At 70.9% G+C, this 21982-nt stretch carries 21 protein-coding genes and 1 pseudogene; 11 read left to right on the top strand and 11 right to left on the bottom strand.

Going from position 1 to position 21982, the window contains the following annotated elements:
- The 6 genes and pseudogenes from HUT10_RS30340 to ssd all read right to left on the bottom strand — a co-directional run bounded on the left by HUT10_RS30340 (position 1) and on the right by ssd (position 4161).
- On the bottom strand, positions 1–177 hold the full coding sequence (locus HUT10_RS30340; RefSeq protein WP_176174313.1) for a DUF4244 domain-containing protein: 177 nt from the start codon (positions 175–177) through the stop codon (positions 1–3).
- Between the two features lie 27 nt (positions 178–204).
- Positions 205–921, bottom strand: a complete 717-nt coding sequence (locus HUT10_RS30335; protein ID WP_176174312.1) for a type II secretion system F family protein — start codon at positions 919–921, stop codon at positions 205–207.
- The gene (locus HUT10_RS30330) at positions 918–1676 is read right to left on the bottom strand and encodes a type II secretion system F family protein (protein ID WP_176178095.1); all 759 of its coding nucleotides are present in this window, start codon (positions 1674–1676) and stop codon (positions 918–920) included. Before HUT10_RS30330 ends, HUT10_RS30335 begins: the two co-directional genes overlap by 4 nt.
- A 90-nt stretch (positions 1677–1766) precedes the next feature.
- Positions 1767–2894, bottom strand: a pseudogene (locus HUT10_RS30325) (TadA family conjugal transfer-associated ATPase); the annotation flags it as partial.
- Positions 2891–3100, bottom strand: a complete 210-nt coding sequence (locus tag HUT10_RS30320; RefSeq protein WP_176174311.1) for a hypothetical protein — start codon at positions 3098–3100, stop codon at positions 2891–2893. The pseudogene HUT10_RS30325 and the gene HUT10_RS30320, both read right to left, overlap by 4 nt.
- Entirely contained in the window at positions 3097–4161 is a 1065-nt protein-coding gene (gene ssd, locus HUT10_RS30315; RefSeq protein WP_176174310.1) for a septum site-determining protein Ssd, read from the bottom strand. The genes HUT10_RS30320 and ssd overlap by 4 nt, the downstream gene beginning before the upstream one ends.
- 624 nt (positions 4162–4785) lie before the next feature.
- Here ssd and HUT10_RS30310 point away from each other — a divergent pair.
- The 7 genes from HUT10_RS30310 (at position 4786) to HUT10_RS30280 (ending at position 14479) form a co-directional block, all read left to right on the top strand.
- On the top strand, positions 4786–5616 hold the full coding sequence (locus tag HUT10_RS30310; protein WP_176174309.1) for an HAD family phosphatase: 831 nt from the start codon (positions 4786–4788) through the stop codon (positions 5614–5616).
- Between the two features lie 789 nt (positions 5617–6405).
- The gene (locus HUT10_RS30305; RefSeq protein WP_176178094.1) at positions 6406–8145 is read left to right on the top strand and encodes a glycoside hydrolase family 3 protein; all 1740 of its coding nucleotides are present in this window, start codon (positions 6406–6408) and stop codon (positions 8143–8145) included.
- Positions 8142–9398: an exo-beta-N-acetylmuramidase NamZ domain-containing protein gene (locus tag HUT10_RS30300; RefSeq protein ID WP_176174308.1), complete on the top strand. Its 1257-nt coding sequence runs from the start codon at positions 8142–8144 to the stop codon at positions 9396–9398. Before HUT10_RS30305 ends, HUT10_RS30300 begins: the two co-directional genes overlap by 4 nt.
- A 47-nt stretch (positions 9399–9445) precedes the next feature.
- Entirely contained in the window at positions 9446–11167 is a 1722-nt protein-coding gene (locus HUT10_RS30295; protein WP_176178093.1) for a serine hydrolase domain-containing protein, read from the top strand.
- 238 nt (positions 11168–11405) lie between these two features.
- Positions 11406–12380 carry a MurR/RpiR family transcriptional regulator gene (locus HUT10_RS30290; protein WP_254897082.1) on the top strand — a complete coding sequence of 325 codons (975 nt, stop codon included), beginning with the start codon at positions 11406–11408 and terminating at the stop codon, positions 12378–12380.
- Between the two features lie 23 nt (positions 12381–12403).
- A complete protein-coding gene (locus HUT10_RS30285) occupies positions 12404–13333 on the top strand; it encodes an N-acetylmuramic acid 6-phosphate etherase (RefSeq protein ID WP_176174307.1) in 930 nt (309 codons plus the stop codon).
- Positions 13334–13387: 54 nt separating this feature from the next.
- On the top strand, positions 13388–14479 hold the full coding sequence (locus HUT10_RS30280; RefSeq protein ID WP_176174306.1) for a HoxN/HupN/NixA family nickel/cobalt transporter: 1092 nt from the start codon (positions 13388–13390) through the stop codon (positions 14477–14479).
- Here the strand turns inward: HUT10_RS30280 and HUT10_RS30275 are convergent.
- A complete protein-coding gene (locus HUT10_RS30275) occupies positions 14397–15608 on the bottom strand; it encodes an MFS transporter (protein WP_254897081.1) in 1212 nt (403 codons plus the stop codon). The two genes, HUT10_RS30280 and HUT10_RS30275, sit on opposite strands and share 83 nt — an antisense overlap.
- A gap of 54 nt (positions 15609–15662) precedes the next feature.
- Between HUT10_RS30275 and HUT10_RS30270 the strand changes: the two genes are divergently transcribed.
- Positions 15663–15968: a helix-turn-helix transcriptional regulator gene (locus tag HUT10_RS30270; protein ID WP_176178090.1), complete on the top strand. Its 306-nt coding sequence runs from the start codon at positions 15663–15665 to the stop codon at positions 15966–15968.
- Here HUT10_RS30270 and HUT10_RS30265 read toward each other — a convergent pair.
- Complete coding sequence (locus HUT10_RS30265) at positions 15965–16687, bottom strand: oxidoreductase (protein WP_176174305.1); 723 nt, start codon at positions 16685–16687, stop codon at positions 15965–15967. The genes HUT10_RS30270 and HUT10_RS30265 overlap by 4 nt on opposite strands.
- Positions 16680–17177 carry a phosphoribosyltransferase gene (locus HUT10_RS30260; protein ID WP_176174304.1) on the bottom strand — a complete coding sequence of 166 codons (498 nt, stop codon included), beginning with the start codon at positions 17175–17177 and terminating at the stop codon, positions 16680–16682. Before HUT10_RS30260 ends, HUT10_RS30265 begins: the two co-directional genes overlap by 8 nt.
- A gap of 114 nt (positions 17178–17291) precedes the next feature.
- Between HUT10_RS30260 and HUT10_RS30255 the strand changes: the two genes are divergently transcribed.
- The 3 genes from HUT10_RS30255 (at position 17292) to HUT10_RS30245 (ending at position 20619) form a co-directional block, all read left to right on the top strand.
- The gene (locus HUT10_RS30255; RefSeq protein ID WP_176174303.1) at positions 17292–17894 is read left to right on the top strand and encodes a GNAT family N-acetyltransferase; all 603 of its coding nucleotides are present in this window, start codon (positions 17292–17294) and stop codon (positions 17892–17894) included.
- 100 nt (positions 17895–17994) lie between these two features.
- Entirely contained in the window at positions 17995–19977 is a 1983-nt protein-coding gene (acs, locus tag HUT10_RS30250) for an acetate--CoA ligase (protein ID WP_176174302.1), read from the top strand.
- A 141-nt stretch (positions 19978–20118) separates the two neighbouring features.
- Positions 20119–20619 (top strand): DUF6319 family protein, encoded by a 501-nt coding sequence (locus HUT10_RS30245; protein ID WP_176174301.1) that lies wholly within the window; start codon positions 20119–20121, stop codon positions 20617–20619.
- 55 nt (positions 20620–20674) lie between these two features.
- Here the strand turns inward: HUT10_RS30245 and HUT10_RS30240 are convergent, their stop codons facing one another.
- Both HUT10_RS30240 and HUT10_RS30235 read right to left on the bottom strand, forming a co-directional pair.
- The gene (locus HUT10_RS30240; RefSeq protein WP_176174300.1) at positions 20675–20944 is read right to left on the bottom strand and encodes a hypothetical protein; all 270 of its coding nucleotides are present in this window, start codon (positions 20942–20944) and stop codon (positions 20675–20677) included.
- Between the two features lie 627 nt (positions 20945–21571).
- Complete coding sequence (locus HUT10_RS30235; RefSeq protein ID WP_176178089.1) at positions 21572–21925, bottom strand: cupin domain-containing protein; 354 nt, start codon at positions 21923–21925, stop codon at positions 21572–21574.
- Positions 21926–21982: the final 57 nt, after the last annotated feature.

Raw genomic sequence — 21982 nt, 5'->3', positions numbered from 1 at the left:
TCACGACGGCACCGACAGAGCCTTCATGACCAAGCTCGTCAGCCACGAGACCACCGAGTCTCCGGTCAGCAGGGAATAGAGGACGGCGGCGAAGGCCGCGACGGCGACCGTCACGATGGCGTACTCGACCGTCGTGGAACCGTCGTCCGGGCGGGGGCGGCGGCGGAATGCTCGCATGGGTGCTTCCCTTCGATGGGTTCGTGGTCAGAAGAGGGGGCTGAGCCGGCCCGCGAGGCCGAGGACGACCGGCAATACGCCCAAGCAGAAGAAGGCCGGTAGGAAACACAGGCCCACCGGCAGGGCCAGCGCCACCCCGGCCCGCTCGGCGCGCTCCTCTGCCTCGGTCGCCAGCTCGTCGCGGAGACGTCCGGCCAGGTCGCCGGCCGCCGTGGCGAAGGCTGCGCCCGATCGGGATGTTCGGATCGCCGTGGCCGCCAGCTCGGTGAAACCGGGGAGGGCTCGCACCGGCGCCCATGCCTCGCCTGGACGGGAGCCCAGGGCGAGCAGGCCGGCCGTCGAGCTCAGCGCCGCCCTTGCCTCCGGGGGTGCGGTGACGGCCACGGCGTCCAGCGCCGAGGGGACCGGCAGGCCGGCCCGCAGGCAGGCGGCCAGGAGGTCGAGCGTTCCCGCCAGCCTCAGCTTGGTGGCGATGTCCGCGGCCGGTGGGCGTGGCCGTCGGGTGCGGCGGATTGCCCACCACCCGGTTGCCGTCACGATCGTGCCCGCCACCACCCCGGCGGCTCCGCCGGCCAGCACGGCTATCGAGACGCCGCCGACAGCCGCCGCGATGGGCGTCAGGGCGCGGTGGCCCTTGCGGACCGGCTTCGGGGCGCCGGTCAGGCGGTTGAGACGCCGAGCGATGGTTTCGTCCGGCCAGGTCAGCAAGGCTCCGGCGAAGAACAGGAGCGCGATTGCGGTCACCGGATCCGCACCCGTCCGGTCAGGGCCCGGCACCAGGCCGTGCCCGCCCAGAGGAGGACGCACCCGGCGACCAGCAGCACCTGGCCCGGCGTGCTGCCGGTCAGCACGGGCAGCGGAGCCGCACCCATGGCCTGCCCGAGCAGGACACAGAGCACCGGCAGGGCGGTGAGCACTGCCGCGCTCGCGCGTGGCCCCGCCAGCTTGGCGCGCATCCGGCGGGCGAACGCCAAGCCTGCTTCGGTGTCGCGGCGGGCCGCGTCGAGGACCTCGGCCATCGGGAGGCCGTGCCGCCGGCCCAGCGTCCACGCCGCGGCCAGACTCGGAAGGGCCGGTGACCGTAGCTCGGTGTCGAGCCGGGCCGCCGTCGCGAGGGCTCGGAGGTCGCCCGCCGCGGCCGGGACCACCTCCGCGGCGGCTTCCGCTGCCGTGACCGGGTGGGCGCCGGCTCGGAGCTCGGCCACCATCGTGCGCAACGCCGTCGCGGTGTGTGCGGCCATCGCCAGCTCCGCGGTGGCTCGGCGGTGGGCGCGCCACTCCTGGCGCCACGCCAGCATCAGCACGCCGGCGGCGATCGCGCCACCCGCTCCGGCGAGCACGCCGGCGAGGGCGGCCGGAAGCAGCCAGCGGGCGATGCGCCACACCTGGGGCATCCGGACAGCGGCCGGCGGCTCGATCATGCGCTGCAGCCGGTCCGGTGGCGCGGGCCAGCACGCCAGGGCCGCTCCCACGCACAGCGGGAACCACGGGGTGATCATCTCCGCCTCCTTCGATGACGTGGGAAAGCGTTCAGCAGCAGGGAAATCCGCAGCAGCAGGAGACTCAGCACGCGATCGCCCCCGCCCCGGGAACAGGTGCCTGTCGACCGTCCAGCGGCCCGCGCGCCACACCGGCACGACTCGCGCCCGGCCGTGTTCGGCGCGGAGCACGCCGACCTCGGCGAGGCGGCGGCGGCCGCCTGGCTCACGCCGCATGTGCAGCACCACGCGGATCGCGGCGACGAGCTGGCTGTGCACGGCATCGCGGCCGAGACCGCCGAGGGCGGCCAGCGCCTCGATGCGCGCGGGCACCTCGGCCGGGGAGTTGGCGTGGACGGTGCAGGCGCCGCCGTCGTGGCCGGTGTTCAGCGCGGTGAGCAGGGCACCGACCTCGGCGCCGCGGACCTCGCCGACCACCAGGCGGTCCGGGCGCATGCGCAGCGCCTGGCGCACGAGCTCGGGCAGGCCGACCGCGCCCGCACCCTCCACATTGGGCGGACGGGCGACGAGGCTGACGAACTGCGGGTGCGCGGGCTGCAGTTCGCCGGCGTCTTCGACGCAGACGATCCGCTCGCCCGGGTCGACGGCGCCCAGCAGCGCGGCCAAGAGCGTGGTCTTGCCCGCGCCCGTGCCGCCGGTGACGAGAAAGGCCATCCGCCGCGAGACGACGCTGCGGAGGAGCTTGGCTCCGGCCTCGTCGAACGCGCCGAGTTCGCCGAGCGCGGTGAGGTCGTGCGTCGCCGGGCGCAGAACCCGGAGGGACAAGCAGGTGCCGGCCGCTGCGATCGGCGGGAGGACGGCGTGGACGCGGATGCGGCCGTACGGCCCCGTGCCGGGGAGCCAGCCGTCGACGAAGGGCTGGGCGTCGTCGAGGCGGCGTCCGGCCGCGAGGGCGAGGCGCTGGGCCAAGCGGCGGACGGCTTCTTCGCCGCCGTCGAACCGGATGCCGGTGCGGACGAGACCCTGCGGGCCGTCCGTCCAGACCTCGGCCGGACCGGTGACGAGCACGTCGGTGGTCGCCGGATCGTCGAGGAGCGGGGCAAGCGGGCCGGCGCCGACGAACTCGTCGCGGGCCCGGCGAGCCGCATCGAGCACCGCGTCGTGGCCGAGGGCGCCGCCTGCTTCGGCGCGGACAGCGGTGGCGACGGCGACCGGATCGGCCTGGCGACGGTCGCCGGCCAGGCGGTTGCGGACGCGGTCCACGAAGTCGGTGGTCATGCGCCGGCTCGTCTTTCCATGGGGTTCGGGCTGGCCGGCGGACGCTCACGCGACGCGGTGACGCGGGTGCCCGGCTGGAGAAGCGTCGAGAAGAACGCCGCGCTTTCCGGGTTTCGGCTCAAGAGGCTGAGCACCGTCGGCAGCAGCAGCTCCGACACCCGGGTCGGGGCGGTGGCCGGGCGGAGGTCGACGGCCGCGGGGGTCATCGGCCGGCCGCCTGGGCTTCGCGGCGGGCCGTTTGCAGGATACCGGCCGCCGTCGTGGCCAACGGGCCTCGTGACTTCGCCGGGAATTCGGCGTTCTCCAGCGCTCGCGAGACGCCGCGCTCGCGGGGCATCGAGGCCATCAAGGGCGGGCCGACCAGCTCGGCCGCGCGAGCCGGATCCTTCGAATGTCCGCACGCCACCAAGCCGATGCGGGCCGTCAGCTTCGACAGCCGGTTCAGGACTTTCTTCGCCGCCAGACAGGCCTGGAACTCCAGCGGCACCATCAGCACCACCAGGTCGGCTCTCAGCACCACCTCCTCGGCCGCCTCGCCGAGGCTGCGCGGGAGGTCGCACACCACCGTGCGGCCCGCGCGGCGACCAGCCGTCAGGATCGCCGACAACGACTCGACGTCCGGACCCTGCCCTTCGGGGCCGAAGGCGAGCACGGGGAGGTTGCCGCCGCGGTGGCTCCGCTGGGGCAGCGCCGCGGCCAGTGACGACACCGATGCCCGGCCGCTCAGCCGCACGTCCGGCCAGCGCGTGCCGGGCGCCTTTTCCAGGCCCAGCAACACATCCAGGCCGGCACTGAGCGGATCGCAGTCCACCAGCAGCGCGCCGCCCGGATCGCGGTCGGCCACCAGCGCCAGTGTCGCCGCGAACACCGACGCGCCCGCGCCACCCCGGCCGCCGACCACGCCGAGGACCAGACCGGGTTGCTCCGCCGGCGTCTCGACGACGTCGGCGAACGCGCCGGCCAACGCCGTCTCCTCGTCGGGCAGCGAAATCACGCGCTCGACGCCGCCGCGGAACGCGTGCTCCCACGTCGCCGGGCCCGGACTGCCCTTGCAGACCAGGAGGATCCCGCCGCGCCGAGGCAGGACCGGTGGGTGCCGCACGGCTTCCTCGTCGAGAACCACCAGTGGCGCACGAGCCCAGTGGCTGCTCGCCGCCGTCAGGTCCGGGGCGCGGTCGAGTTCGCAGCCCGCGACCGCGGCCACGCGCAGTATCTCGTCGAGCACGGTCTCGTCCGCGGCGATCACCAGCGGTCGTTCCCCCGTCATGTGTTCCTCCCCCGTCGTCGGTGCGGGCCGTGGGTGGCCCGGTTTCCACGGTCGCGGGCGGGGCGGGGTGGCACAACGGGGCGGACGGGCAGCTGTGGACAACCGGGGTGTTGTGGACAACTGCCGCTCGTGAGACCGCCGACGGCCGGTTCCGTCGGCGGAATGTGGCAGTATCGCAACTGTCCGTGACGCACCTGCGGCGGAAATGGGCACGAACATCCGCACTCGAAGATTGCCGCTCACCAAGCGAGCGACGATTAGCGCAGCGCAGGAGAATTGCCGAAGGTAAGCGGAAGGCAAAACGGCCGAAATCGCCGATCCGGCCAAGGCAAAGCAAACGGGGAAAAGACGAACGGGAGGTAAGAGGGCGGCCCCCGCCAGGGGGGAGGGACGGGGGCCGCCGTGGGTTCAGCCCCGGGGGGTCGGACTGAACCGGCCCGGTTGGACACCGGGCTCCCTCACTGTAACTCCGCCCGGCGCCGGTTCGCGCACCGGATGAGGCACACAGTTCGATAACGGCACAGCGCGCCCGAAGTGCCTGCCTGTCATGGATTTTCCGTCCGGCGCGACGCGCGCGTGGTGGATCAACGGGACGCGCTCCGATCAAGCTCCTATCCTGGGAGGGTGGCCGAACCGAGCAGCGCGCCGTCGCGCATCCGGAAGCCGGGCCCGGAGCACGCGGTGGCCGCGTTCTTCGACCTGGACAAGACGATCATCGCTTCGTCGAGCGCGCTGGCGTTCAGCAAGCCCCTCCTCAAAGAAGGGTTGATCAACCGTCGCGCCGCGTTGCGAAGCGCGTACGCGCAGCTGGTGTTCTCGCTAGCGGGTGCCGACGAGAACAAAACCGAGCGGCTGCGCGCCGAGGTTTCCGCGCTGTGCGCCGGCTGGGACGTCGCCCAGGTTTCGGCGATCGTCCGCGAGACCCTGCACGACGTCGTCGACCCGCTCGTCTACGCGGAGGCGGCGGAGCTGATCGCGCGGCACCGCGAGGACGGGCACGACGTGATCGTGCTGTCGGCGACCGGCGAAGAGGTCGTCGCACCCGTGGCGGAGATGCTCGGGGCGACCCGGAGCGTCGCCACGCGGATGCAGATCGTCGACGGCCGCTACTCCGGCGAAGTCGACTTCTACTGCTACGGCGCCAACAAGGCTGTCGCCGCGAAGCAGCTCGCCGCCACGTACGGCTACGACCTCGCCGAGTGCTTCGCGTACACCGACTCGAGCACCGACATCCCGCTGCTCGAGGTCGTCGGGCACCCGCACGCGGTCAACCCGGACAAGCTCCTGCGGCGCGAGGCCCTCGAGCGCGGCTGGCCGATCCTGGCCTTCGACCGGCCGATGTCGCTGCGTACCCGGATCCCGACCCGCTCGGCCGGGATGGTGGCGCTCGGCGTCGGCGCGGTGGCCGCCGGAGCGACCTGGTACGGCCTCAACCGTCGCCGTCGGTCCCGATGACGGAGCACCAGCCACCCACACGGCCGCACGGCGGGCTCTTTGCTTGGCCCAGCCCCGAATTGTCCGTCGCGCAGGGTGCCCGTGTCACCCGATCCAGCCTCTGTACCGGTGCACCCGTCCGCGCACTTGAAGTGACCGGGCTCACGGCGTAGAAAGTAGGTGCGGACGTTCGGTCGGCCAGGGAACAGGTAGAAGAGAAGCCTGTTCCACCCCGGCAAACCTCCGTGCGCGGACTCCGGGTACCCACGCGCAGCGCGCCGCGGGAGGCTCGTCGTCTAGGGACTGCGTAGTGGGACGCCACACGCCGAGTCCATGTAGGTACGACCAGAGTTGCACGCTTGGTCGCCCGAGAAGTTCGCGCTTGCAGGCGGCGCCCGTGGCTTCGGCCACGGGCGCCGCCTCGTCTATTTGGGGGGGACGTTCCGGGCATCTCGTGTGACTGGCGAGGCCTCACATGTGATTGGCGGGGCATCACGCGTGATTGGAGAGCCGACTCGCGTGATTGAAGGGTCGACACGCGTGATGGGGGGCGGGACTCGCGTGGCTGGGGGCGGGACTCGCGTGATTGGGGGCGGGACTCGGCGGGTGCGGGGTTTGCTACCGATCCGGGTACGACTGGCGGGTTCGTGCGGTCGGTCGATGGACATCACCGGATTCGGTGAGTAGCTTCCCGATACTGGCGCCTCCAAGTGGATTTCTGACGTCCGACGGCGCCCGCTACTTTCTGGGAGGCTGGTCGTGACGACCCGAAATCGGAGGTTCCATGCGCTCGCCCTGCCCGTCGCGGGGGTGCTCGCCTTCACCGGTGTGGGTGTCTCGGCCGCGGCGAGCGCGCCGCGGGTGAGCGCGGACGCGCAGGCCGAGGCCGCCGCCACGCAGGCGCTGCGGGGGCTGACGCTGGAGCAGAAGGTCGGGCAGCTGTTCGTCACCTGGGTGAACGGCAAGACCGCCGACGAGGTCAACCCGAAGAACCAGACCGACTTCGGTGTCGACACGCCCGCGCAGGTCGTCGAGAAGTACCACCTCGGCGGGGTCATCTACTTCAACAACGACACGCGCGACAACTTCGACGACCCCGTGCAGGTGGCGAAGCTGTCCAACGGCCTCCAGAAAGCGGCCGTGACCAGCGGGGCGCACATCCCGCTGCAGATCGCCGCCGACCAGGAGGGCGGCACCGTCACGCGGATGGGCGCGCCGGCCACCGAGTTCCCGAACGCGATGGCCATCTCCGCCGGCCGGGACACCCGCCGCGCGACGCAGGCCGCCACCATCCTCGGCCGCGAGCTGCGCGCCGTCGGGATCAACCAGGACTTCGCGCCCGATTCGGACGTCAACTCCAACCCCGTCAACCCGGTCATCGGGGTCCGGTCCTTCTCCGGGCAGCCCGGCCTGGCCAGCGACTTCGTCACCGCGGAGGTCAAGGGCTTCCAGAAGTCCGTCGCGGCGACCTCGAAGCACTTCCCCGGCCACGGCGCCGCGCCGACCGACAGCCACACGGGGCTGCCCCGGATCGACAGCACCGAAGCGCAGTGGCGGGCCACCGACGTGCCGCCGTTCAAGGCCGCCATCAAGGCCGGCATCGACTCGATCATGACCGCGCACATCCAGTTCCCCAGCCTCGACCCGTCGCTCGAGCCCGCCACGCTGTCGAAGCCGATCGTCACCGACCGCCTGCGGAAGGAACTCGGCTACGACGGCGTCGTGATCACCGACGCCCTCGAGATGGAAGGCGTGCGCAAGCTGCACAGCGACGCCGAGATCCCGGTGCTCGCGCTCAAGGCGGGCGTCGACCAGCTGCTCATGCCGGTGCACCTCGAACTCGCGATCAACTCGGTGCTCGCCGCCGTCAAATCCGGTGACCTTCCGATGCAGCGGATCGACCAGAGCGTGCTGCGCGTGCTGAAGCTCAAGTTCAAGAGCGGCATCCTCTTCTCGCCGTTCGCCGACCCGGACCGGGTGATGAAGACGGTCGGCACGCCGTCGAACCTCGCCACCGCGCAGGACATCGCCGACCGCGGCATCACGGCCGTCGCTAACGATGCCGGTGTGCTGCCGCTCCGGCAGAAGCCCGCGACCGCGCTGGTCACCGGCTGGGGTGTCTCCACGACGGCCACACTGGCGCAGAAGCTGACCGCCCACGGCACGGCCGCGACGGCGTACCAGACCGGCCAGGCCCCGACGGACGCCCAGGTCGCGCAGGCCGTCGCCAAGGCGCAGAGCGCCGACCTGGTCGTCGTGCTGACCAACAACATCGGCGGCTTCCCCCTGCAGACCAAGCTCCTGGACGCGCTGCAGGCCACCGGCAAGCCGGTGGTCGCGGTCGCCGCGCAGATCCCGTACGACGCCGGGTACCCGAGCGCCGTCAAGACGTGGCTGGCCACGTACGGCTACATCGGGCCGACCCTGGAGGCGCTGGCCAAGGTCATCCTCGGCGAGACCAAGCCGGTCGGGAAGCTGCCGGTCGACATCCCCGCGGGCACCGACGTGCACACCGTCAAGTACCCCTTCGGCCACGGGCTGACCTGGTGACCCTGAACCGGCGCCACTTCCTCGGCGCAGGCGCGCTCGCCGTGCCGGTGCTGGCCGGCGGCTCCGCCGTGGCCGGAGCGCAACCCGAGGCCCAGGGACGCCCGAACCGGGTCCTGACCGGCGCGGAGCAGCTGGCCGCGCAGGGCTGGCGGCCGCTGCAGGGGCGCAAGCTCGGCGTGCTGTCCAACCCGACCGGCGTCCTGCTGAACGGCGACCACATCGTCGACTCGATGGTGGCCGCCGGGGTGAAACCGGTGGCGGCCTTCGGCCCCGAGCACGGCTTCCGCGGCAGCGCGCAGGCCGGCGGGTCCGAGGGCGACTACACGGACCCGCGCACGGGCGTACCGGTCTATGACGCGTACGGCGTCGACGCGACGAAGCTCGCTTCGCTGTTCACCAAGGCGGGCGTGGACACGGTCGTCTTCGACATCGCCGACGTCGGCGCGCGCTTCTACACCTACATCTGGTCCCTCTACACAGCGATGGTGGCCGCGGCGCAGGTCAAAGCCGCCTTCGTCGTCCTCGACCGGCCGAACCCGCTCGGCGGCCGGGCCGCCGGCCCGGTGCTCGACCCGAAGTTCGCCTCCGGCATCGGGCGGCAGCCGATCGCCCAGCAGCACGGCATGACCGTCGGCGAGCTCGCCCGCTTCTTCGCCGGCGAGTTCCTGCCGGAGGAAAACGTGCAGCTCGACGTCGTCCAGGTCCGCGGCTGGCAGCGCGACACGCTCTTCGCGCAGACCGGGCTGAACTGGGTGCTGCCGAGCCCGAACATGCCGACGCCGGACACCGCGCTCGTCTACCCGGGCACCGGGATGTTCGAAGGCACGGTGTTCTCCGAGGGCCGCGGCACGACCCGGCCGTTCGAGATCATCGGCGCGCCGGGGCTCGACTGGCGCTGGCGCGAAAAGCTCGAAGACGAGCAGCTGCCCGGAGCGAAGTTCCGCGAGACCTACTTCGTCCCGACGTTCAGCAAGTTCGTCAACCAGACGTGCGGGGGCGTGCAGCTGTCCGTCAGCGACCCACGCGCGTTCGACGCGATCCGCACCGCCGTCGCCATGCTCGTCACGGCCAAGGCCCAGCACCCGGACGTGTTCGCCTGGCGGCCCGACAACTACATCGACAAGCTGTCCGGGTCCGACCGGCTCCGGACCATGGTCGACGCCGGCGCGGGCGTCGACGAGGTCACCGGCGCCTGGCGGGCCGAGCTGGCCGGGTTCGACCGCAGACGCCGCCACTACCTGTTCTACCGCTGAGGGGGAGACTCGTGCGTGCTAGGAAGGTGCTCGTCGCGGCCACCGGAGTGCTGGTCGCACTGACCACGTTGACCTCTGGAGCCAGCGCCATCACCAGCCACGATCCGGCGGCCGGCCGCTTCGACCGGCCGCAGCAGGGGTTCGCGCCGCCGTGGACGACGCTGCGCGACGGACGGCCGCAGGAGGTCAACCTCGACCCCGCGCCGATCAGGGCGGCCGAGGACTTCCTGGCCGGCTGGACCAGGCCGGACACCTCAGGGCACCCGCACTTTTCCGGGGCGGTCGGCCTGCTCGCGCACGACGGCGTGGTCGTGGACCGGTACGCCGTCGGCGCCGCCCTGCGGTACGCCGACGCGAAGGGCACCGAACTGCCCGCCGAGCAGCAGGTCCCGATGAAGAACGACACGATCTTCGACATGGCTTCGATCTCGAAGCTGTTCACCTCGATCGCGGTCATGCAGCTGGTCGAACGCGGTCAGCTCACCATCGACACCCCGGTGAGCCGCTTCTTCCCGGAGTTCGCCACCGGCGACAAGGCCGCCATCACGGTCAAGATGCTGCTCACCCACGTCTCCGGCTTCGACGCCGATCCGATCCCGTCGCTCTGGGCCGGCTACCCGGACATCCCGTCGCGCCGGCAGGCCGTCCTCGACAGCCCGCTCAAGAACAAGCCGGGGACGACGTACCTCTACTCCGACATCAACCTGCTGACGCTCGGCTTCATCGTCGAGAAGCTGACCGGCCAGTCCCTCGACAAGGTCGTCCACGACCGGATCACCGCCCCGCTCGGCATGACCGACACCGGGTACAACCCGCCCGCGGCGAAGCTGGACCGGATCGCCGCGACCGAGTTCGAGGCGAACCCGCCGCGCGGGATGGTGCGCGGCAGCGTGCACGACGAGAACGCGTGGTCGCTCGGTGGGGTGGCCGGGCACGCCGGCGTGTTCAGCACGGCCGGCGACATGGCCACCCTCGCCCAGGCGATCGTCAACGGCGGCAGCTACCGCGGGCACCGGATCCTGCGGCAGGAGACCGTCCGGCAGTTGCTGACGAACTACAACCAGCAGTTCCCGGACGACGCGCACGGCCTCGGCTTCGAGCTCGACCAGCCCTGGTACATGGGCGCGCTGGCGTCGCCGGTCACCGCCGGGCACACCGGGTTCACCGGAACGACGCTGGTCATCGACCTCGAGTCGCGGTCGTTCGCGATCCTGCTGACCAACCGGGTGCACCCGAGCCGGAGCTGGGGCTCGATCAACACCGCCCGCCAGGTTTGGGCGACGTCGCTGGCCCGGGCCATGGCGGTGCGGCCGGTGGCCGGGAAGGACGCCTGGACGAGCACGCTGGGTAACACCGCTGTCGCCACGCTCAGTACTCGGGCATTCACCACGCAAAGTGCCCAAGCCCGCGTCTCGTTCGCCGCTTTCGTGGACACCGAGGGCAGCGGAGATCCACTTCAGCTGCAGGCCAGCACCGACGGCGTTAACTGGCAACCGATCGCCCTATCGGTTTCGGGCCCGGGCGCACCCTCCGGAATCGTGACGTCGCTCTCCGGGCACGGACACCGTGCCTGGTGGAGGGCGGTGGGCACGCTGCCGCAGGCGGCGTCGCTGAGTCTCCGCTGGCGTTACAGCACCGACCCGAGTTACACGGGACGAGGTGTTTCGGTCGACGGTGTGAAAGTCACCGAGAGCGGCCGATCACTCCTCGACGGTGAACGAGACCCCGCTGTTTTCGCCGCGGACGGCTGGCAGTTGACCTCTCGGTGACGAACCGGTCGCCGAATGTCCACCACAAGCCCGAATTTACCGTCCTCTTGCCGCTTGCACCGCGACACTAAGTTGCCAAGTCGTTAGCTTGACCTCGTTAACAAGGTCGACCTGGTTGGCGACTTTCTGGTCAGTGATTAATCGCAAATCCAGATCCGCAGACACGGACGGGTTGCGATCCGACCGAAGGGTGTGGGTAGCCTTGTCGCAGATGCCAACGGTTAGTAACTTTCCGACGGTGAGTGATACCGAATCCGTAATCGGCACGGCACAGTCCGAGCCCGTATCGGTCCAGACGGCCGCACGGGACGCCGACTCCAGCCCGCTGGTGCGCATCCGGTCGCTGCTCCCCGGCCTGGCCCGCGCCGAACAGCGCGTGGCCAAGGTGGTGCTGGACGACCCCGCGTCCGTCGCGCGGCGCAGCATCACCGAGGTGGCCCTGGCCGCCAACACGAGCGAGACCACGGTGACCCGGTTCTGCAAGGCGGTGGGTGTCGGCGGCTACCCGCAGCTGCGCATCGCGCTGGCCGCGGACACCGCGCGCACCGAGGCGCGCACCACGCGCAACCTCGGCGGCGAGATCGGCCCGGAGGACGACCTGGCCGCCGTGATCGGCAAGGTCAGCTTCGCCGACGCCCGTGCCGTCGAGGAGACGGCCGACCAGCTCGAGGTCGCCACCCTCGAGCGGGTGATCGAGGTCGTCGCGAACGCCGGCCGCGTGGACGTCTACGGCGTGGGCGCCAGCGCGTTCGTCGCCGCCGACCTGCAGCAGAAGCTGCACCGCATCGGCCGCGTGTGCTTCGCGTGGTCGGACACGCACATCATGCTCACCTCGGCCGCGGTGCTGAGCCCCGGTGACGTCGCGATCGGCGTCTCGCACACCGGCGCGACCACCGACACCGTCGAGGCGCTGCGCGTGGCGCGGGAGCACGGCGCGATCACCATCGCCGTGACGAACTTCCCGCGCTCGCCGATCACCGAGGTCGCCGATCATGTTTTGACGACCGCGGCCCGGGAAACCACGTTCCGTTCAGGTGCCACGGCGAGCCGGATCGCCCAGCTCACCGTCATCGACTGCCTGTTCATCGGCGTCGCGCAGAGGCACATGGACGCGTCGGTCAGCGCGCTGGACGCGACCAGGGACGCCGTCGGATCGCACCGCTTGGGGGTCAGGCCGGACGGTCGTCGCCGTCCGCGGGAAACCGGCAAGTAATGACCGGAGAAAATGTGAGGCGCATGATGACCGTCCCCGTGCAGGCGGTGCACGTCGATTCGCCGACCGAGACCCGCAATCCCCGCACCCAGGACATCGACCTGATGTCCACCGCGGGGATCCTGGGCGCGATCAACGCCGAGGACCGCACGGTCCCCGGTGCCGTGGCCGCGGTGCTGCCCCAGGTGGCGCGCGCGGTGGACCACGCGGTGGACGCCCTGCGGGCCGGGGGCCGGGTGCACTACGTCGGCGCGGGCACGTCCGGGCGGCTGGCCACCCTGGACGCGGCCGAGCTGGTGCCGACGTTCAACGTGCCGGGCGACTGGTTCATCGCGCACCACGCCGGCGGCGAGCGCGCCCTGCGGCACGCCGTCGAAAACGCGGAGGACGACTCCGCGGCGGGAGCCGCCGAGATGGCCGCGATGGTGCAACCCGGTGACTTCGTGCTCGGGCTGACGGCGTCGGGCAGGACGCCGTACGTGCTGGGCGCGTTGCTGGCCGCGTCGCGTCAGGGCGCCCGGACCGGGCTGGTGTCGGGCAACCCGAAGGCCGCCAAGCCGGCGGGCGTCGACGTGCTCATCGCCGTCGACACCGGGCCGGAGGCGATCGCCGGGTCGACCCGAATGAAGGCGGGCACGGCGCAGAAGATGATCCTCACGTCGTTCTCGACGGCGACGATGATCAAGCTGGGCCGGACCTACTCCAACCTGATGGTCAGCATGCGGGCGACGAACGCGAAGCTGCGCGGCCGGACCATCCGGATCCTGCAGGAAGCCACCGGCATGACGATGGCGGACTGCTCGGACGCGCTCACCGAGGCCGGGGGCGACCTCAAGGTGGCGCTGGTGCACTTGCTGTCCGGTGAGGACGTCAAGAGCGCCGCGAAGGCTCTGCACGCGTCGGGCGGGCACGTGCGGAAGGCGCTGGACCTCGTGCGGGTGCGCGCGAGCTAGCTTCTTATCTGTTCACCTGTCTAATCTCTCAGATGAGAGGGAAGGCGGGTGGGCATGGCGGGTACCACGGAGGACTCGCGGCGCGGGCTTTCGCGTCGCGAGTGGGTGTCGATCGGCGCGATGGCCGGCTTCGTCCTGCTGCTGAACGTCGTGGGCTGGGGCGTGCTCACGGCGTTCGTCGCACCGCACCACTACGCGCTGGGCGCGTCCGGCGTGTTCGGCATCGGCCTGGGTGTCACGGCGTTCACGCTCGGCATGCGGCACGCGTTCGACGCCGACCACATCGCCGCGATCGACAACACGACCCGCAAGCTGATGGCCGACGGGCAGCGGCCGCTGTCGGTCGGGTTCTGGTTCTCCCTCGGGCACTCCACGATCGTCTTCGCGCTGTGCCTGCTGCTGTCGCTGGGCGTCCGCGCGCTGGCCGGCCAGGTCGAGGACGACTCGTCGGCGTTGCACCAGGCCACCGGGGTGATCGGGACGTCGGTGTCCGGCGTGTTCCTGTACGTGATCGCCATCCTGAACCTGGTCGTGCTGGTCGGGATCCTGCGGGTCTTCCGGAGGATGCGCCGCGGCGACTTCGACGAAGCCGCGCTGGAGCACCAGCTGGACAACCGCGGGATGATGAACCGGCTGCTGCGCGGCGCGACGAAGGCCGTGCGCAAGCCGTGGCACATCTACCCGGTCGGGCTGCTGTTCGGGCTGGGCTTCGACACCGCGACCGAGGTCGGGCTGCTCGTGCTGGCCGCGGGCGCGGCGACGTTCGCCCTCCCCTGGTACGCGATCCTCGTGCTGCCGATCCTGTTCGCCGCCGGGATGACCCTGTTCGACACCGTGGACGGCTGCTTCATGAACTTCGCCTACGGCTGGGCGTTCGCCAAGCCGGTGCGCAAGATCTTCTACAACATCACGGTGACCGCGCTGTCGGTCGCGGTGGCGCTGCTCATCGGGACCATCGAACTGGTGTCGATCCTCGCCGAGAAGCTGAACATCAGGTCCGGGCCGCTGGCCGCGATCGCCTCGGTGAACCTGGACTACGTCGGGTTCGGGATCGTCGGGCTGTTCATGCTGACCTGGATCGTCGCGCTGGCGGTGTGGCGGTTCGGGCGGATCGAAGAGAAGTGGTCGGCGAAGCTGTCCGGTTGACGCACAGCGCGAGCGCGGCGACGGCGGCGAGCGCGCCGGCCGGGCCGATCCACGACGCTCCCACGGCGGCGAGGACGACGCCGCCGAGCGCCGAACCGAGCGCGCCGCCGACGTAGATCGCCGAGCCGTTCACCCCGAGCGCCACGGTCGGGACGTCCGGCGCGACCGTGAAGAGCCGGTGCTGCTGCGGCACCATCAGCATCCCCCCGAACGCCCCGGCGAAGAGCGCGAACAGCAGGGCGCCGGGCAGCGACCGGACCGCGAGGTCCACGACGAGGAGCGCCACCGCGGTTCCGGCCAGCGAAACCGCGCGGACGCGCGCCGGGCCGAGGCGGTCGGTGGCCCGGCCGGTCACCGTCGTCCCGGCGAGCTGGCCGAGCCCGAAGCCGACCAGCACCCACGACAGCACGGCCCCGCTCGCCACCGGGGCGACCAGCACCGGCAGGTAGACGAAGACGGTGAACCCGGCGAGCGTGCCAAGGACCGTCACCAGCAGGACCCGGGCCACGGCCGGGCGCACGACGACGGCGAGCCGCTCCCGCAGCCCCGCCGCGGGCACCCGGACCTCGGGGATGACCGGGATCAGCACCGCGACGACGACCGCCACCACCCCGATGCCCCACATCACCGCACGCCAGCCGAACCACGTCCCGGCCAGCACCCCGATCGGCACGCCGAGCACCGTCGACACGCTCATGCCGGCGGCGACCGTGGCCAGCGCCCGGCCCCGCCGCTCGGCGGAGGACAACGCCCCGGCGAGGACGTAGGCGTTGGACTGGAACGCGGCCGCGCCGACCGCCGCGACCAGCCGGGCGAGGGCGACCACGGCGAACGACGCGCCGAGCGCCTGGCCCGCCATGCCGGCGGTGAACAGCACCATGCCGCCCGCCAGCACCCACCGGCGGTCCCAGGTGCCGGTGAACGCGGCGATGAGCGGCGACGCGACCGCGTACGTCAGGGCGAAGACCGTGGCGAGCTGGCCCGCGACGGACTCCGTCACGTGCAGGTCGGCGGCGATGGCGGGCAGCAGGCCGTTGAGCACGAAAGCGTCGGTGCCGACGGTGAACGTGCCGATCGCGAAGACGAGCAGGACCCCCAGCCGATCATTAGATGATCGTCGAATCGTCATGCGGCCATGATGGAGCTACACTTCGATTGTTGTCAAATGATCGAAGGGAAAGTCGTGGCCCGGACCCTGCCGCAGCCGGCGCGCGAAGCGATCGAGATCGTGACTGTGCTGCAGGCGCTCGCCGACCCCGTGCGTCTGGAAGTCCTCCGTCAACTCGCGAAGGAGAGCGAGCCGCGGAGCTGCTCGCTCGAGGAGTACGACGTCGACATCACCGCCGCGACGCTGTCGCACCACTGGCGCGTGCTGCGCGAAGCCGGTCTGACGACGACGTTCGTCGAGGGGCGGCGGCGCTGGGTCGAGCTACGCCGCGAAGACATCCAGGCGCGGTTCCCCGGGCTGCTGGACGCCGTGCTCGCTTAGGAAGCCGCGTCCGAAATGGACTTCGCCTCGCGCGCGCCCGCTTCGAACGCTTCGCAACAGAAGAGCAGCCACGCGCGCACGCCTTCCGGCGTCCCGGCCGCAAAGCCGTCCGCGGCCTCGAGATAACGCGGGACCCGGCGGAAGAACGCGACCTCCGGGACGCTCAGCGACTTCGGGTCCAGACCGGTCGCGACCATCGTCAGCCGGGCCGCCGCGCGGGCGACGACGCCGTCCGCGCTGCCGAACGGCTTGAGCGCCAGCAGTTCCCCGTGGACGACCGCCGTCAGGACCGGGCCGGGCACCGACGTCGCCCCGGTCACCAGCTGGGCCAGCAGCTCCAGGCGGCCGCCGCCGGACTGGGGACGGCCCAGCGCGTCCAGGTCGTCGACGAGGTCCGCCGCGGCGAGGACGTGCAGGCGCGCCAACGCCTGCAGCGGCGCGCGGCGCCACGTCGGCAGCAGCGACTCCAGCGTCTCCGCGACGCGCAGGGCACCCGCGAGGACCGGGTCGGCGACCGCGCCGTCCGCCGGGAGTTCCGGGTTGGCGCCCTCGATGCCGGCGGACGCGCGGGCCGCGCGGACCGACGCTTCCGCCGCCGTCGCCGCGCCGCCGCGGAGGTTGGCCGGCAGGCGGTGGACCGCGAACACCGCGTCCTGCGCCGACTTCGCCGCCGCCGCGACGCCCTCCAGGTCGAGGAGGGGCTTCAGCGGATCAGGCATCGAGCACCTGGCCTTCACGGGAGACCACGGGCGGCAGGACCGACCACGGGAAGTTGATCCAGCGGTCGGTGTGCCGCCAGACGTACTCGCACTTCACCGTCGAGTGCGGCTTCTCGTAGACGACGGCCGAGCGGACCTCGGCGACGTGCTCGAGGCAGAAGTCGCGGACCAGCTTGAGGGTGGCGCCGGTGTCGGCGACGTCGTCGGCGATCAGCACCTTCTTGCTCGTCAGGTCGACGACGTTCGGCACCGGCGGCAGCATCACGGGCAGGTCGAGGCGCTGGTCGACGCCGGTGTAGAACTCGACGTTCATCACGTGCAGGTTCTTCACGTCGAGCGCGTAGCCGAGCGCGCCGGCGACGAACAGGCCGCCGCGGGCGATGGACAGGATCAGGTCCGGCGCGAAGCCGTCTTCGGCGATGGTGTGAGCCAGTTCACGGCTCGCCGTGCCGAACAGCTCCCAGCTCAGCTCTTCCCGCTCTTCGGCCATCGAGCCCGCCCTTCCGTCGTGGTCAGCCGAGCATAGGCAACGCCGAAGTGGCCTGCGGAAATGCTCGGAAACTGGCTATCTTGGACTGCCATTGCCGGCGCCTATGGTGATCCGGTGAGCGACTGGAACACGCGGCCGACCCTGGCCGGCGAGCACGTCCGCCTCGAGCCGCTGGCGGCCGGGCACGCCAAGGGCCTGCTGGAGGCCGGCGCCGACCCGGGCATCTGGGCGTGGCTGAGCATCCGGCAGCCGGGGGATCTTCCGGCGGCGGAGCGGATGGTCGCCCACGCGCTCGCCGACCCCGCCCGCCGGGCGTTCGCGCAGATCGACGTCACCTCCGGCCGGGTCGCCGGCACGACGTCGTACTACCAGGTCGTCGAGCAGCACCGGATCCTGTCGATCGGGCACACCTGGATCGGCGCGGACTGGCAGCGCACCGGGCTGAACACCGAGGCAAAGCTGCTGTTGCTCCAGCACGCGTTCGAAACCCTTGGTGCGCAACGGGTTGCGTGGGAGACCGACATCCGCAACCTCCGCTCGCAACGCGCCATCGAACGGCTCGGCGCGCTTCGCGAGGGCGTCCTGCGCGCGCACCGGATCCGGCCGGACGGCTCGTCGCGCGACACGGTCCTCTACTCGATGCTGGCCCCGGAGTGGCCCGCCGCGAAGGCCCGCCTGAACGAACGCTTAGTCACCGCCGCTCGCCTGGCTCGGTGAAACGACAGGGCAACGTGGGTGCAACCTTTTACAAGGCGGACTAACGTCGCTAGCGTGCCGCTAGCCGTCATGTCGGCGCACTACAGGAGGCCTTGCAACCATGACCGAGCAGTCCCCCGCTCTGGACAACCTGCTCACCGAGAGCCGCACCTTCCCGCCCAGTGACGAATTCGCTGGCCAGGCCAACGCCAAGGCCGATCTCTACGCCGAGGCGGATGCCGATCGCGAAGCGTTCTGGGCGAAGCAGGCGGAGCGGCTGACGTGGGACACGAAGTGGACCACGGTACTGGACTGGACCAATGCGCCCTTCGCGAAGTGGTTCGTCGGCGGCAAGCTGAACGTCGCCTACAACTGCGTCGACCGGCACGTCGAGTCCGGCCACGGCGACCAGGTCGCGATCCACTGGGTCGGCGAGCCGGGCGACACCCGGGACATCACCTACGCCGAGCTGAAGACCGAGGTTTCCAAGGCCGCCAACGCACTCACGTCGCTGGGCGTCACCGCCGGCGACGTCGTGGCGATCCAGTTGCAGATGGTCCCCGAGGCCATCTTCGCGATGCTCGCGTGCGCGCGGATCGGCGCGCTGCACAGCGTGGTCTTCGGCGGCTTCTCCCCGACGGCGCTGCGGGCCCGCGTCGACGACGCCGCCGCGAAGCTCGTGATCACCTCCGACGGCCAGTTCCGCCGCGGCAAGGCCGCGCCGATGAAGGCCAACGTCGACGAAGCGCTCGAAGGCGCCGAGACCGTCGAGAAGGTCATCATCGTGAAGCGCACCGGCGACCAGCTCGAGGGCGAGGTGCCCTGGACCGACGGCCGCGACCTCTGGTGGCACGAGCTCGTCGACGGACAGTCCGAAGAGCACACTCCCGAAGCCTTCGACAGCGAGCACCCGCTGTTCATCCTCTACACGTCCGGCACGACCGGGAAGCCGAAGGGCATCCTGCACACTTCGGGCGGTTACCTGACGCAGACCGCGTACACGCACCACAACGTCTTCGACCACAAGGCAGGCGAAGACGTCTACTGGTGCACCGCGGACATCGGCTGGATCACCGGCCACAGCTACATCGTCTACGGCCCGCTCGCGAACCGCGTCACGCAGGTCGTCTACGAAGGCACGCCGAACACCCCGCACGAGGGGCGGCACTGGGAGATCATCCAGAAGTACAAGGTCTCCATCTACTACACGGCCCCGACACTGATCCGCACCTTCATGAAGTGGGGCGCGGAAATCCCCGAGAAGTACGACCTGTCGACGCTGCGCGTGCTGGGTTCGGTCGGCGAGCCGATCAACCCGGAAGCGTGGATCTGGTACCGCGAGAACATCGGCGCGGGCAAGGCCCCGATCGTCGATACGTGGTGGCAGACCGAGACCGGCGCGATCATGATCTCGCCGCTGCCGGGCGTCACGTCGACCAAGCCGGGCTCGGCGCAGAAGGCGCTGCCGGGCGTGTCCGCGAAGGTCGTCGACGACCAGGGCGCCGAGGTCGGGCACGGCGGTGGCGGGTACCTGGTGCTCGACAAGCCGTGGCCGTCGATGCTGCGCGGCATCTGGGGCGACGAGGAGCGCTACAAGGACACCTACTGGTCGCGGTTCAAGGACCAGGGCTTCTACTTCGCCGGCGACGGCGCGAAGTACGACAACGACGGTGACGTCTGGCTGCTCGGCCGCGTCGACGACGTGATGAACGTGTCCGGCCACCGCATCTCGACGACCGAGGTCGAGTCGGCGCTGGTCTCGCACCCGACGGTGGCCGAGGCCGCGGTCGTCGGCGCGACCGACCCGACGACCGGCCAGGGCATCGTGGCGTTCGTGATCCTGCGCGGCAACGCGGTCGACGGCGGCGAGGAGGCCATCCAGGCCCTGCGCAACCACGTCGCGAAGGAGATCGGGCCGATCGCGAAGCCGCGGCAGATCATGGTCGTGCCGGAGCTGCCGAAGACGCGTTCGGGCAAGATCATGCGCCGGCTGCTGCGGGACGTCGCGGAAAACCGGCAGGTCGGCGACGTCACCACGCTGGCCGACTCGTCGGTGATGGACCTGATCTCGTCGGGCCTGCAGTCGGGCAAGTCCGAGGAGTGAGCTAGCGTTCTCCCGTCAGAGCCCTTCCGGCTTCGCGCCGGGAGGGCTCTGTCATGACACCCCGTGTGGCACGAGTCGAACGCATGTTCTACGCTGTGCCGCGAACCACACCCACTTCCCGGGCAAGGAGACGACACGACGATGACCGTGGATGTCCTGACGCACGACGAGGAAACGGCCGAGGCCCCGGTTTCCGCTCCGGCTCCGGCTGCTTCGACCGGCCCGGCTTCGGAGGTTTCCGCCGACGAGGCGGCCGTCACCGAGTCCGCGTCCCCGGCCTCTTCCCCGGAGGCTCCGGCCGCCGAGGAAGAAGCCCCGAAGCCGAAGCGCGGCCGCCCGAAGGGCGCGGCGACGGCGTCGACGGCGAAGAAGACCCGCACGGTCGAGCTGATCCTGACGGTCACCGGCACCGCCGACGGCGAGTGGCAGGCCGAGCTGAAGAACGGCTCGAAGTGGGTCGCGAAGGGCCTGGAGATCCCGGCCGCGGCGGTCTCGCGCGCGGCGAAGGAGCTGCACTCCGACCTGTCCGGCCCGATCGACGAGGTGATCAACCAGGCCCGCGAGGCGCAGGCGGCGAAGGTCGCCGCGCTGGAGGCCGAGCTCGAGAAGGCCAAGCAGGCCCTCGCCGAGCTGGACGCCTGAGCTTCACTCCAGGAGACGCCCGGTCCGCTTCGCGCGGGCCGGGCGTTTCCGCTCTTCAGGGCTTCAGCTGAGCTTCGAAGTCCGCCAGCCAGGCTCGGAAGTCGCGTGGGCCGTACAGGAATTTGCCTGGCGCGACGGGCATGTCGGCGCCGTAGAGGTGTTGGATCGCGTCGAAGACCAGCTCGTCTTCGACTTCGACGTCGGATCCGATCCACCGGGCGGCCCAGTCGGAGGCCTCGACGGCGGTGAGCCTTCCGGCAGCGAGGTCGCTTAGGACGTGCAGGACCTGGTCGCGGGTTGGTTCCGGTGTTTCGCCGAGCTCCATAAGCGCCGCCCTCCCCCGGGCCCTCGAAAGCTGCCCCTACCGCTCGGCGGTTTCTGGGGGTTGCAATACCTGAGTGTTCAGGATTTGCCGTTGTTCAGACAAGACCTGGATCGGGCCCCGCGGGGCATGGGTCGGGATCGGGTAAGCCGTGGACCGAGTCGCCTACTTTGCGCTGGGGGACGCCATGCTGCAGCACCTGGCCGCCAGCTACACCCCGACCGCGGTTCGGATGCTTTCGCCGCGAAGATCGCGCCCCTGCCAGAGTTGCTGCAGCGGTCGCTGACCTCAACCCCTACCAACAGCGGTGTTGCAACCACCCCTAGAAACCGCCCTCCCCGGGCCCAAGAAAGCTGCCCCCACCCTCTCCGGGGGGACGTCCCAAGTCCAGTCTATCGGCCCCCACCTGCAAAAACAGGCCGTTCGTCGATCTGTGGACAACTCGCGCCAGAAGGCAGACCGGAGCCGCACCTGTGGATGGGCGATTGCGGCTCGGCCGGAAATCAGCTACCGAACCACTCCGCGCCCGCGGCTCAAGCGGTCGGCTCGCGTGCCCAGGAAGCCGGCTCGGCGCGCCAAAGGGTCGGCTTGCGTACCCGGAGGGTCGGCTCGCGCACCCGGAGGGTCGGCTCAGGCGATCGGTGGCCGGTTCGGCAGGGGTGACTTGAACTCCACCCACATCGCGTCCGTCAGTGCCTCGACGTGGTGGGCCACCCCGCGCGGGTGGACCACCGAATCACCCGGCTCGAGCACAGCCTCCACGCCGCCGACCGCTCCGCGCAGCCTGCCCGAAAGCACGTAGACGATCGAGTCGTGGTCGTGTGCGTGCGGGGGTGATGACACCCCCGCCGGGTAGTGGATCAAGTAGGCCAGTCCGCTCTCGGCCCGCTCCAGCTGCCGGAACCGGCCCTCGCCGCCGAGGAGGGGCAGGCCCTCCACCGTCACCAGCGGCTGCCACACTTGCTCTTCCATGCCGTCCATCATGACCCCGGACCGCTGAGAGTCCACACAGGACCACTTAGGTAAGGCAGCCGTTATTTA

Origin of the sequence: Amycolatopsis sp. Hca4 (assembly GCF_013364075.1) — a bacterium.
GTDB lineage: Bacteria > Actinomycetota > Actinomycetes > Mycobacteriales > Pseudonocardiaceae > Amycolatopsis.
The sequence above is the reverse complement of the archived record's forward strand: the minus strand, read 5'-3'. Positions and strand labels throughout refer to the sequence as shown.

Excerpts from the sequence above, each read along its gene's own strand:
- HUT10_RS30340 (WP_176174313.1), bottom strand. The coding sequence starts at position 177 with ATGCGAGCATTCCGCCGCCGCCCCCGCCCGGACGACGGTTCCACGACG.
- ssd (WP_176174310.1), bottom strand. The coding sequence starts at position 4,161 with ATGACGGGGGAACGACCGCTGGTGATCGCCGCGGACGAGACCGTGCTC.
- HUT10_RS30320 (WP_176174311.1), bottom strand. The coding sequence starts at position 3,100 with ATGACCCCCGCGGCCGTCGACCTCCGCCCGGCCACCGCCCCGACCCGG.
- HUT10_RS30330 (WP_176178095.1), bottom strand. The coding sequence starts at position 1,676 with ATGATCACCCCGTGGTTCCCGCTGTGCGTGGGAGCGGCCCTGGCGTGC.
- acs (WP_176174302.1), top strand. The coding sequence starts at position 17,995 with ATGACCGAGCAGTCCCCCGCTCTGGACAACCTGCTCACCGAGAGCCGC.
- HUT10_RS30240 (WP_176174300.1), bottom strand. The coding sequence starts at position 20,944 with ATGGAGCTCGGCGAAACACCGGAACCAACCCGCGACCAGGTCCTGCAC.
- HUT10_RS30280 (WP_176174306.1), top strand. The coding sequence starts at position 13,388 with ATGGCGGGTACCACGGAGGACTCGCGGCGCGGGCTTTCGCGTCGCGAG.
- HUT10_RS30235 (WP_176178089.1), bottom strand. The coding sequence starts at position 21,925 with ATGATGGACGGCATGGAAGAGCAAGTGTGGCAGCCGCTGGTGACGGTG.
- HUT10_RS30285 (WP_176174307.1), top strand. The coding sequence starts at position 12,404 with ATGATGACCGTCCCCGTGCAGGCGGTGCACGTCGATTCGCCGACCGAG.
- HUT10_RS30275 (WP_254897081.1), bottom strand. The coding sequence starts at position 15,608 with ATGACGATTCGACGATCATCTAATGATCGGCTGGGGGTCCTGCTCGTC.
- HUT10_RS30245 (WP_176174301.1), top strand. The coding sequence starts at position 20,119 with ATGACCGTGGATGTCCTGACGCACGACGAGGAAACGGCCGAGGCCCCG.
- HUT10_RS30265 (WP_176174305.1), bottom strand. The coding sequence starts at position 16,687 with ATGCCTGATCCGCTGAAGCCCCTCCTCGACCTGGAGGGCGTCGCGGCG.
- HUT10_RS30260 (WP_176174304.1), bottom strand. The coding sequence starts at position 17,177 with ATGGCCGAAGAGCGGGAAGAGCTGAGCTGGGAGCTGTTCGGCACGGCG.